10 protein-coding genes and 1 rRNA gene are annotated in these 11611 nt (G+C 44.3%); 4 read left to right on the forward strand and 7 right to left on the reverse strand.

Going from position 1 to position 11611, the window contains the following annotated elements; translation table 11 throughout:
* Positions 1-9 precede the first annotated feature (9 nt).
* Genes rplW through rpsJ form a run of 4 tightly spaced genes read right to left on the reverse strand, consistent with a single transcriptional unit; the run spans position 10 to position 1898 of the window.
* Positions 10-309: a 50S ribosomal protein L23 gene (rplW, locus tag E5672_RS18625; protein WP_012516959.1), complete on the reverse strand. Its 300-nt coding sequence runs from the start codon at positions 307-309 to the stop codon at positions 10-12.
* The gene (rplD, locus tag E5672_RS18630; protein WP_012516958.1) at positions 306-911 is read right to left on the reverse strand and encodes a 50S ribosomal protein L4; all 606 of its coding nucleotides are present in this window, start codon (positions 909-911) and stop codon (positions 306-308) included. Before rplD ends, rplW begins: the two co-directional genes overlap by 4 nt.
* Positions 912-929: 18 nt before the next feature.
* The gene (gene rplC, locus E5672_RS18635) at positions 930-1568 is read right to left on the reverse strand and encodes a 50S ribosomal protein L3 (protein ID WP_014947975.1); all 639 of its coding nucleotides are present in this window, start codon (positions 1566-1568) and stop codon (positions 930-932) included.
* 18 nt (positions 1569-1586) lie between these two features.
* Positions 1587-1898, reverse strand: a complete 312-nt coding sequence (gene rpsJ / locus E5672_RS18640; protein WP_010179497.1) for a 30S ribosomal protein S10 — start codon at positions 1896-1898, stop codon at positions 1587-1589.
* A 430-nt stretch (positions 1899-2328) separates the two neighbouring features.
* Between rpsJ and E5672_RS18645 the strand changes: the two genes are divergently transcribed.
* Both E5672_RS18645 and E5672_RS18650 read left to right on the forward strand, forming a co-directional pair.
* Positions 2329-4545 (forward strand): GspE/PulE family protein, encoded by a 2217-nt coding sequence (locus tag E5672_RS18645; RefSeq protein ID WP_136783696.1) that lies wholly within the window; start codon positions 2329-2331, stop codon positions 4543-4545.
* A gap of 42 nt (positions 4546-4587) precedes the next feature.
* Complete coding sequence (locus E5672_RS18650; protein WP_136783697.1) at positions 4588-5082, forward strand: SEL1-like repeat protein; 495 nt, start codon at positions 4588-4590, stop codon at positions 5080-5082.
* 52 nt (positions 5083-5134) lie between these two features.
* On the opposite strand, the gene acnA is transcribed toward E5672_RS18650, so the two are convergent.
* Positions 5135-7852, reverse strand: a complete 2718-nt coding sequence (gene acnA / locus E5672_RS18655) for an aconitate hydratase AcnA (RefSeq protein WP_136783698.1) — start codon at positions 7850-7852, stop codon at positions 5135-5137.
* A gap of 434 nt (positions 7853-8286) precedes the next feature.
* Between acnA and E5672_RS18660 the strand changes: the two genes are divergently transcribed.
* On the forward strand, positions 8287-8793 hold the full coding sequence (locus E5672_RS18660) for a cupin domain-containing protein (RefSeq protein ID WP_240692280.1): 507 nt from the start codon (positions 8287-8289) through the stop codon (positions 8791-8793).
* Between the two features lie 176 nt (positions 8794-8969).
* A complete protein-coding gene (gene gpmA / locus E5672_RS18665; RefSeq protein ID WP_136783699.1) occupies positions 8970-9716 on the forward strand; it encodes a 2,3-diphosphoglycerate-dependent phosphoglycerate mutase in 747 nt (248 codons plus the stop codon).
* A gap of 66 nt (positions 9717-9782) precedes the next feature.
* Here the strand turns inward: gpmA and E5672_RS18670 are convergent, their stop codons facing one another.
* Positions 9783-10784: a branched-chain amino acid aminotransferase gene (locus E5672_RS18670; RefSeq protein WP_136783700.1), complete on the reverse strand. Its 1002-nt coding sequence runs from the start codon at positions 10782-10784 to the stop codon at positions 9783-9785.
* A 742-nt stretch (positions 10785-11526) separates the two neighbouring features.
* A 5S ribosomal RNA gene (gene rrf / locus E5672_RS20175) occupies positions 11527-11611 on the reverse strand; the annotation flags it as partial.

The following is an 11611-nucleotide window of genomic DNA, read 5'->3' on the forward strand; positions in this document are numbered from 1 at the left end:
ATCCCCTTCTTACTCAGCACCACCGACAAAGTCGATGTCCTGACCTTCTTTAAGAACCACGTAGGCCTTTTTCCAGTCGCTGCGCTTACCGAAAGACATGCCGTGACGCTTGGTTTTACCCTTAACGTTCACAGTACGAACACCTTCAACTTCAACTTCAAACAGTTTTTCAACTGCAGCTTTGATTTCGGCTTTGTTCGCGTCTTTAGCTACTTTAAATACAACTGTGTTGTTCGCTTCAGCAGCCATTGTAGACTTTTCTGAAACGTGAGGTGCTACTAGCACCTTCAGTAGACGTTCTTCTTTCATGCTAACGCCTCCTCAAGTTGTTTAACCGCATCAGCAGTCATTAGCACTTTTTCAAATGCAATCAAGCTCACTGGGTCGATGCCTGCTACGTCACGTACGTCAACTTTGTACAAGTTACGCGCCGCTAGGAACAAGTTCTCATCAACTTCAGGAGTAACGATTAGAACGTCATTTAGTTCATATTCGTTAAGTGCAGAAATAAGAGCTTTAGTCTTAGGTGCGTCAACACCGAACTTCTCTACAACAACCAAACGGTCTTGACGGATTAGTTCAGACAGGATGCTCTTGATCGCACCGCGATACATTTTCTTGTTAACTTTTTGGTCAAAGTCACGAGGCTTTGCTGCGAAAGCACGGCCACCGCCAACCCAAATTGGGCTACGGATTGTACCAGCACGAGCACGGCCAGTACCTTTTTGACGCCATGGCTTCTTACCGCCACCACGAACTTCAGCGCGAGTTTTCTGCGCTTTTGTACCCTGACGAGCACCTGCACCGTAAGCTACAACTACCTGGTGTACCAGGGCTTCGTTGAATTCACGTCCAAAGGTCGCTTCGGATACTTCAAGAGCGCTTTGCGCGTCTTTCAATGTTAATTCCATCAGTTCACTCCCCAGACGTTACGCTTTAACAGCTGGCTTTACGATTACATCGTTGCCAGTTGCGCCAGGTACGGCACCTTTAACTAGGATAAGGCCGTTCTCTACGTCAACACGTACAACTTCCAAAGACTGAGTAGTCACTTGCTTGTTACCAAGCTGACCAGCCATTTTCTTGCCTTTGAATACTTTACCTGGTGATTGGTTTTGACCAATTGAACCAGGAGCACGGTGTGACAAAGAGTTACCGTGTGTCATACGCTGAGAACTGAAGTTCCAGCGCTTGATAGCACCTTGGAAACCTTTACCTTTTGATGTACCAGTTACATCAATTTTCTTAGTGTCGTTAAAGATTTCAACAGTGATTTCACTGCCTACTTCAATATCGGCACCTTCGTTTTCTTCTAGGCGGAATTCTACTAGAGTGCGTCCAGCTTCAACACCAGCTTTAGCAAAGTGACCTGCTTCAGCTTTGTTGATGCGGTTAGCTTTCTTAGTTCCAGCAGTAACCTGAAGAGCGCGATAACCGTCAGTTTCCTCAGTACGAAGCTGAGTAACGCGGTTTGGGGTCGCTTCAATAACAGTCACAGGGATAGACGTACCATCTTCAGTGAAGATGCGAGTCATACCCACTTTACGACCGACTAGACCAATCGCCATTGTTATAACCCTCTCTTATTAGCCCAGGCTGATTTGAACATCAACGCCAGCAGCCAAGTCCAAACGCATCAACGCGTCAACTGTTTTATCAGTTGGCTCGATGATGTCTACCAAACGCTTGTGAGTACGGATTTCATATTGATCACGCGCGTCTTTGTTAACGTGCGGAGAAATCAGAACTGTATAGCGTTCTTTGCGAGTAGGTAGAGGAATAGGACCACTTACCTGAGCACCAGTGCGTTTCGCAGTTTCAACGATTTCAGCCGTAGACTGATCGATCAACTTGTGATCAAACGCTTTCAAACGAATGCGAATTCTTTGATTTGGCATCGATTAAGCTCCAATCGAAAGAACAAAAAAATTCACCCTTTCTCTTCCATTTTGTCCGGAAAGAAAGGATGTGCGTAAACCGATGGTTCCCAATCGGAACCCTGTTCTTTTTTCTAGCACGCCAGCAACAGGCTAATCAGTAATGATGAATCCGTTACTTCGGCAACCACCCTAAAAGCAGTGAGGTCGCGGCTAAAAATTACATGCCCTAATTGGGCAATGGGCGCGAATTATACAGAAAGCAGAGGGCAATGCAAGAGGCAGTTTGCTTTTTATACACATATTTTTACGCTATAACAGTGTATGTAACTGTCTATAAGTAGTATTGTTGCAGTTGAGGTATCAGTATATCTTGATACCCTAGCGTAAAACATGCTTGTAGCGTCAGAAGCGTAAAGGAATAGGCGCCAATATTATTAGTAGTGAGAATATGGAAGTAGTAAATAATCAGCAAACTTTTGCACAAATAAAACGCATCTTAAATAACCACTCTACGTTGTTGGATGCCTACAGCCTATTAGAGCCAATGATACTTGGCTTATTTGACGCGACTCGAATGAGTATTTTTCAACGCCGCCGTCAGCATCAGGACTTGGTTGCCCGATTTAAAACCGGTAAGGAAACCCTAGAGATAAAAGTGCCAATTAGCCCCATGTCTATTGCGGGATACGTTGCGCTTTCTCAAAAGCCCGTAGTTATCGACGACCCTTATAATCCTACACTACTTCAAAGTATTCACCCTCGCCTTCGTTTTGCCGACAAGTTCGACAAAGACAACGACTTCAGAACACAAAACATTCTTTGCGTACCGATAATGAATGCAGGTGTATTGATGGGTGTCATTCAAATCATCAATAAGACCAGTGGCGGATTTACAGAAGACGATCTAAAGCTTGGCAATGCACTGGCGCTTATTCTTGGTGATAAATTCAGATTTGAGTTAGGCGGCACTAACAACCCATTTGATCTTTTAGTACATAAGAGTTTGTTGGAAGAAACAACGCTCGCCGATATTCAATCTTCAACACCTGACATACGCGCTTTAGTACAGCGCCTTGTTTCTGAACACCGTATATCTGAAGAAGAAATCGGTAACTCTCTGTCTATTCACTATCAAGTTCCCTTCATTTCTTATCTGCCTGAAAAATATCACAGGTTTGAAAACGAAAGTCGGCTTAACGTTTCATATCTAAAAAGAAACTATGTGGCGGTTATCGCCGACGCCCATGATAAGCCAATAGTGCTAATGGCCGAGCCTAACAATGCCGCACTTCTCATGGAAATTGAAAGCGCGATGGGCATAGATAGCTATGAGATCGCGGTAAGCCTGCCTAATCTCATTCTTCAGTATCTTGGAGAAAATAGTGGGGGCGGCGGCCCCGGTGAAATGAGCGATATTCTTGATGAAATCGGTTCGTCCACAGATGACAATGAAGATCAAATTGATGAGCTTTCAGACGACGCACCGGCCGTTGTTCGTTTGGTAAGTCGCATACTTCACGACGCTAAACGTTTAAATGCATCAGATATTCATATAGACCCAGAGAAGAATGCCCCTACTCGTGTGCGCATGCGCGTGGATGGTGTATGCCGCGATATGAACCAAGTGCCAAACTCACATCATAATGCAGTGATTGCGCGTATTAAGATCATGTCGAATCTTAATATCGCAGAAAAGCGCGTTCCTCAGGATGGCAAGCTTGCATTTAGAATGAACGGCAAACTCGTAGAAGTACGTGTTGCTACTATTCCTACCGTTGCTGGTGAAGGCGTAGTAATGCGTATTTTGGCATCTGGTGGGGCAATGCCTATCGACAAAATGAATTTAGCTCCTTCTAACCGTACAAGGTTAGAAGAAATGATCAAAAAGCCTCACGGCATCTTGCTTGTTGTAGGACCTACAGGTTCAGGTAAAACCACCACGCTACACGCTATATTGGGGTACTTGAATACGCCTGAAAAGAAAATTTGGACAGCTGAGGACCCGGTGGAAATTACTCAACCCGGCCTTCAACAGGTTCAAGTAAGTCCTAAAATTGGCTTTAACTTCGCAGCAGCACTACGCGCATTCTTACGTGCTGACCCTGACATTATTCTTATTGGTGAGATGCGTGATAAAGAAACTGCTCACGCGGGTATTGAAGCATCTTTGACTGGTCACTTAGTACTGTCCACGCTGCATACCAACTCAGCACCAGAAACCATCACCCGTTTACTTGATTTGGGTCTCGACCCGGTAAATTTCTCGGATGCCTGCGTAGGTATATTAGCCCAGCGACTTATCAGAACCTTATGTGGAAACTGTAAAGAGAAATATGTAGCGGGTGAAAAAGACATGGCGTTTATTGAGCGCCAGTACGGTCAAGAACACCTGTCAGAGCTCAACCTCCAAACGCCACTGGAACTTTACAGGGCCAAAGGCTGTGAAGAGTGCGGAAATACGGGTTACAAAGGTAGAACAGGTGTGCACGAATTATTGGGCATGACGCCAGAACTTCGCTCAATGGTGTACAAAGAAGCCAGCGTAGCCGACATGAAGTCTCAGGCTGCTGCTGACGGTATGCGTACCCTCGTTCAAGACGCAATATTCAAAGTGCTTAAAGGCGACACCGACCTTGCACAAGTTCAAATTATCGGTGGTGATTAATCTTAAACTTACATTTTCAATAACGTTAAAAGAAGGGAAGCAATGAAACTAAAACAAGCTGTTGTTTTGATGATATCAATTAGCGCGTTTTCGACAACACTTCAAGCCAGGGATAGAACCATTGAAGATATGTGGAAAGATGATTATTTAGCGATAGTAAAGGATGGTGTTAGAGCCCTAAAAGATAAGGATTTCGACACTGCGTTAGCTAAGCTAACGGAATCAGCTCATACAGGAAATAAGGAGGCTCAGTATTATTTAGCGCAGATGTACCTTTATGGTTGGGGAATGGAACCTGACTATCAAAAAGGTTGGGTGTGGCTCAATGTCGCGCTTGAACAGAAGCGACGCAAATGGGAACAAACTTACAGAGAGATCGACAGTGCGCTTCCCGAAGATTTTAAGTCTGCCATGCAGCCAAAAGTCGATGAATACATTAGCTTATACGGCGCTGATGCCAAGGATCTTAAGTGCTTTCGCTACAAAGAAATTGGGTCGAACATAAAAGAGATTATTTGCGAAAAGCGCTACTACTAACTCGCAAATAAAAGGCAAGGGATGTGTCCCTTGCCTTCAACGTATAGCATGCTTATTTCTTCAAGTATTCTCTGATCACGTAATGCAGAATTCCGCCGTTTTCAAAGTAGGTAAACTCGTTTGATGTATCAATTCTGATGTCCATCATAAAGGTGGTTGTTTGCCCCTCGTCCGACACAGCCTTCACTTGAACCTCGGACTGCCCGCGCTCAACCGCATCGATAGAGAAGATCTCATTACCTTTAAGCTCTAAAGAACTCGCGCTGTCACCTGACTTAAATTGGAGCGGTAAAATTCCCATACCAATTAGGTTAGAGCGGTGAATTCTCTCGTAGCTCTCAGCTAGTACTGCTTTTACCCCCATTAAAGAAGGACCTTTAGCTGCCCAATCTCGACTTGAACCAGTACCATACTCTTTCCCGCCAATAACAATGGCAGGTACGCCATCATCTTTATAGCGCATCGCAGCGTGGAATATAGACATGCTGTCACCACTTGGAAAGTGTGTGGTTGCACTGCCCTTTGTGCCTGGCGCCAGTTGGTTTTGAAGACGAACGTTAGCGAACGTACCTCTCATCATAACCTCGTGATTACCACGGCGAGATCCATAAGAGTTGAAGTCTTTAGGCTCAACACCTTGTGCCTGAAGATACTCCCCTGCCGGGCTATCGTTTGCGATGGCCCCCGCAGGTGAAATATGGTCGGTAGTAATTGAATCGCCCACCTTAACCAGGCATCGTGCGTTTTCAATTGCCGTTAAAGCCTCTGGCTCTTTACCCATTACTTCAAAGAAAGGCGGGTGCTTAATATAGGTTGATTCTGGCCAGTCGTAGACCGATGTTTTACTTACCTGCAGTTCGTTCCACTCACCGCTTCCTTTAAATACATCTGCGTACTTTTCTTTAAACAAATCACCGGTGACGTTTTCAGCTATGTATTGCTGTATCTCGTCTTCGGTAGGCCAGATGTCTTTTAAGTATACCGGAGAACCATCACTCGCCTGGCCTAACGGCTCTTTAGTGATATCTACACTCATGTTCCCTGCCAACGCGTATGCAACAACCAATGGTGGCGATGCCAGGTAGTTCGCAGCAACATCAGGGTGAATACGCCCTTCAAAGTTGCGGTTACCAGATAATACCGACGTAACGGTAAGTTTCGCTTTTCTGATAGCGTCAGTAATGGCATCAGGTAACGGACCAGAGTTACCAATACAGGTTGTACAACCGTAGCCAACCAAATTGAAACCTAGTGCTTCAAGCGGGTCCATAAGACCAGCATCTTCTAAATACTGAGTAACAACCTGCGAACCAGGTGCTAATGAAGTTTTAACCCACGGCTTACGGGTTAAGCCCTTTTCCGCTGCTTTCTTGGCAAGCAAGCCTGCGCCTACGAGCACTGATGGATTCGACGTGTTAGTACAGCTTGTGATAGCAGCAATTACAATAGCGCCATCTTCAAGGTTGAACTTACTTCCTCTGAACTCCACGAATGAGTCGTGGTCTTCGTCGACCTTATCTGTTGTGCCTAACCCCGCTTCTGCGATGAGATCGGTTTCTTCATCAAGCACTTTCACGTCAATCTGCGAACGATGCCATTCTTTAAACGCTTCGGCCGCTTTATCAAGAGCAATTCTATCTTGAGGACGCTTTGGTCCAGCAAGTGAAGGAACAACGTCGTCTAAGTTTAGTTCAAGGGTTTCATGATACTGCGCATCTTTAGAGTGGTCGTCATGCCATAAGTAACTGAACTTTGCATATTCCTCAACAAGGGCAATTTGCTCTTCGTCTCGACCGGTGAGTCGCAGGTAATCTAGCGCAACATCATCAATAGGGAAAATACCGCACGTTGCACCGTATTCTGGTGCCATGTTTGCTATCGTTGCGCGATCTGCTGTGGTCAAGTGTTTAAGACCCGGGCCGTAGAATTCTACAAACTTTCCAACAACGCCATGTTCACGTAGTTGTTGTGTGATAGTTAGCACCATGTCGGTGGCAGTTACGCCAGCAGGTAATTTACCTGAAAGCCTAAAGCCAACCACTTTCGGTAGTAACATTGTTACTGGCTGACCCAGCATCGCCGCTTCAGCTTCAATACCGCCCACACCCCAGCCAAGAACGCCAAGGCCATTAATCATCGTGGTATGCGAATCTGTTCCTACTAGGGTATCTGGGTAAACTAAGGTTTCCCCATCCTGTTCCTTAGTAAATGCGCAACGAGCAAGATACTCAAGATTAACCTGATGCACGATACCGCGACCAGGGGGAACCACTTTGAAGTTGTCAAAGCTAGACTGACCCCATTTCAGAAACTGATAGCGCTCTCTGTTTCGCTGAATTTCAATGTCAGTATTCTTTTCAAGCGCATTGTCTTCAGCAAAGTGATCAACCATTACCGAGTGGTCTATAACCAGCTCTACAGGATTGAGTGGATTAATCGCTTGTGCATCACCGCCTAAACGATTTACCGCATCGCGCATGGCTGCTAAGTCAACAATAGCTGGCACACCTGTAAAGTCTTGAAGAATAACGCGTGCAGGTACAAAAGACACTTCGTGGTCAACGTGATTGTCAGTGTCCCACTTTGCTACTTGCTCAATATCGTTACTATTTACGAACTCTTCATCTTCATGGCGAATCAGGTTTTCCAGCAAAATTTTGATGCAAAAGGGAAGCCTGTCGAGCGCAAACTTACTGCCTATACCGTCAAAATTTACCGCCTTGAAGTTTTTGCCGTTTACTTCAAGCTGCGAAAAAGACTTATATGTCATACGCTCACCATCCTTCTTTGCCTGTTCGTGAATATTGTGTACGTCTCAAGTTTACCAACGCAAGAAACGAGCAACGGGTATTGTCCCGTCGCCTTATTTGTCAATTTGTACGGCCTTAACATGAAAAAAAGTTCACCTAGTATTTGTAGTGGCATCTGTTTTTTGGGTGATTTTTTAAAGGGAATCAGAAGTTCGGTTACTAACACAAGCCAAATAGACTAAAGTGCGTCGCATTACTTATGGCTAATTAAACTTAGCGCACTGTATTGTGAGGATATTCCTTTTGAAAATTTAGTGTATTAACAAAGAACTGGTTGAACAGGTCAATTTACATATATGCAACATTTCTGTTTTCTTATAACTCACCAAACGGTATGCTTTAAAGAAGGTTAAACATTAAATGTCTTAATACTTGCTAAACAAGGCTTTGGAATATGCCAGCATCAGTAGTAAGCAATAACAAGAATAACGAAGTTTTCATGACACACCCGCTAGTTAAGAAGTACAACCTTGCGCCTCACCCCGAGGGAGGTTTCTATCGCCAGGTTTTCCGTTCTGAGAACGAAACAAAATCGTTTGTTCACAATGCCAGTCGAGCCGCGCTTACTCATATCTATTTTCTTTTACTGAAGGGGCAAGTCAGCCGTTTTCACCGCGTTTTGCACGATGAAGTGTGGAATCACTACGAAGGGGCTCCCCTACAGCTGTTTCAACTTGAAAAGCAACAGTTGTGGGAACGTCGTATTGGTGGTGGAAGCAACGATTATGTCGAAGTGGTTAAAGCAGGAAATTTTCAGGCAGCCGCAACTATGGGAGATTACTCTTTGGTGGGTTGTACCGTAGCTCCGGGATTTGACTTTGAAGACTTTAGTTTCATAGAAGAGCCATCGATGAAAGAGTGGATTAAAGTCGCACATCCTGACCTTACTCATTTTATATAATCATTCTCAAATTTTGGCGACAAACACACATCTTACCTGCGATTTTGTATCAGCATAAACTGGATTTTTAAGCGCCAATCAAGGATGATAACAGCAGATTTTTAAATATACGTCTGAACGTCCAAACTCTGGAAATTCTCAGACTATTTCACTCTAACGCCGCAGGTAACCCAACTATGTATAAATTGGTACTTATTCGTCATGGAGAAAGTCAGTGGAACTTGGAAAACCGTTTCACAGGCTGGCACGACGTTGACTTGACCGACACTGGTGTAGCACAAGCAAAGACCGCAGGTCAGCTACTTAAAGATGCTGGATTTACATTTGATCAGGCTTATACGTCTGTACTTCTTCGCGCTATTAAAACACTTAATATTGCACTTGAAGAAATGGGCCAGCACTACCTTCCAGTAGAGCGTCACTGGCGTCTGAACGAGCGTCACTATGGTGCACTAACAGGCTTAGACAAAGCAGAGACAGCCGCTAAGCATGGTGAAGAGCAGGTTAAAATCTGGCGTCGTAGCTTCGATATTCCACCTCCAGCGGTTGAAGATGACAGTGAGCACTTCCCGGGTCACGATCCACGTTACAATAATGTAGATGCTGAGATCCTGCCACGTGGTGAAAGCTTAAAACTAACTATCGAGCGTGTACTACCATACTGGCACGACGTTATTCGTCCAGACATTCAAGCAGGCAAACGCGTGATTATTGCTGCGCACGGCAACAGTCTTCGTGCCCTTGTTAAGTATCTAGATGGTATGTCAGACGAAGAAGTGTTGGGCCTAAACATTCCTACAGGTGTACCACTAGTATACGAACTAGATGAAAACCTTAAGCCAATCTCTAAAGAGTATCTTGGCGATGCTGACGCTATTAAAGCAATGATGGATGCCGTTGCTAAGCAGGGCAAAGCGAAGTAAACGAGTGCCTTAGTAAATATAAAAAAGCCTGCGTTAGCAGGCTTTTTTAATGGGTGTCTGTTTAGACTAGTTTGGCACTTTCACCAACCAATTGTGAGTATCTTCAGCTTTACCCCATTGAATATCATTCAATGCTTGTCTTAGCTTCATCGTTACAGGGCCTGCTTCGCCGTTACCTACCTGATACTCTTTATCATTATGAATAAAAGTACCTACCGGCGTCAGTACAGCCGCTGTACCAGACAGTGCTGCTTCAGTATTCGGTTTAGCGGAACGCTCTAGTAGTTCTTCTACAGTAATATCGCGCTCGCTTACCTTCATGCCGTGGTCTTCAGCGATTTGAAGAATAGTTGCACGGGTTACACCGTGTAGGAAGCTAGAATCTAAGCCTTTAGTAATGATTTCATCACCATCAATTAGCAGGAAGTTAGCAGCCCCCGTTTCTTGTACATCGCCATTAGGGCAAAACAATATTTGATCAGCCTGCACTTCTGAGCGCGCTTTAAGAATAGGAGGCAACGCACTGGCATAATTACCACCGCTTTTTACCATTCCCATGTGCGGTGCGCAGCGCATGCCTGTTTCGTCAAGCAACAAGCGAAGTGGCTTTAGGCCGCCTGCAAAGTAATCGCCAACTGGAGATAATAGAACGTATAGCATTGAACTTGCTGATGGTGCTGCCGCTTTACCAATAGACGCTTCCGTTCCGATATGAGTAGGACGGATATACATTGAACCAGGTGGCTCTGGAACCTCAGACGCGTATTTTGCAACAATATCGATAATCATCTTTTCTACTTGTGCTTTGTCTATTTCAGGCAAATTAAGTAGACGGCTACTTTGAGCGAAGCGCTCAATATTCTTATCCATTCTAAAAATGTTGATGTTGCCATCTTCGTGCTTAAATGCTTTTAAACCTTCAAAGCATGTACTTGAGTAATGAAGCACGTGTGCACCAGGGTGAAGCTGAATACTGTCTGCACTGACAAATTCGGTGTCAGTCCACTCATCGTTGACAAAGGTAGCAAGTGCCATTTGTGGCATGAATACTGTACCGAATACGGCCATTAGTTTGTCCTATTTACTTCGACTAGAAAAATACTCGACAGAGTTTACCAAAAAACGTTCATTTTGCTAAAAGTAAGTCGATTCTATTAAGGCTTTTATCGAATAAGAATGTCTATAAATACTGACAACACAAAAATAATGGGGTCAGAGTACATTTTTACTTATCTAACAAATGGGGTCAGAGTACTTTTCAAGCTCATAAGAAGGTAAGACTTTAATTACACCTCCCTTGTTTTGCATCTTAAATACCTTTGCCTAAGCTGGCGAACTATAGGATTTTAGCTCACTTTCAAACTCGTAATTACACACACTACTGGCATAAAGAACCGAGCGATTTGTATATCCGAGAAAAATGGGGTCAGAGTACATTCTTTGATTTAACAGTACTGAACGAAAAATGTCTGACTACGCTCTGGTAGTTAGCGCAATAAAGTACTCTGACCCCTTTATTTTGAATCGTTCTGTTGTACCGTTTGTGAGATCAAACGTTATGCTAAAAAAGACGAGAAAGAGAACTACGGAGATCGTTGAAATCTTAATATTGGGGTCAGAGTACATTTTTTGATTTAACAATGCTGGATAAAAAAATGTCTGACTAGGCTCCGCTATTTGGCGTAATAAAGTACTCTGACCCCATTTTAGTGTTTTGCTGGGGTGATAGGGATTAATGTACTCTGACCCCATTATTTTTTCTGGTTCAGAAAGCAAAAAACCCGCCGTTAGGCGGGTTCTTCTTAATGGGACCTGGCAGTGTCCTACTCTCACATGGGGAAGCCCCACACTACCATCGGCGCTAATACGTTTCACTTCTGAGTTCGGAATGGAGT

Origin of the sequence: Alteromonas portus (assembly GCF_005117025.1) — a bacterium.
GTDB classification, from domain to species: domain Bacteria; phylum Pseudomonadota; class Gammaproteobacteria; order Enterobacterales; family Alteromonadaceae; genus Alteromonas; species Alteromonas portus.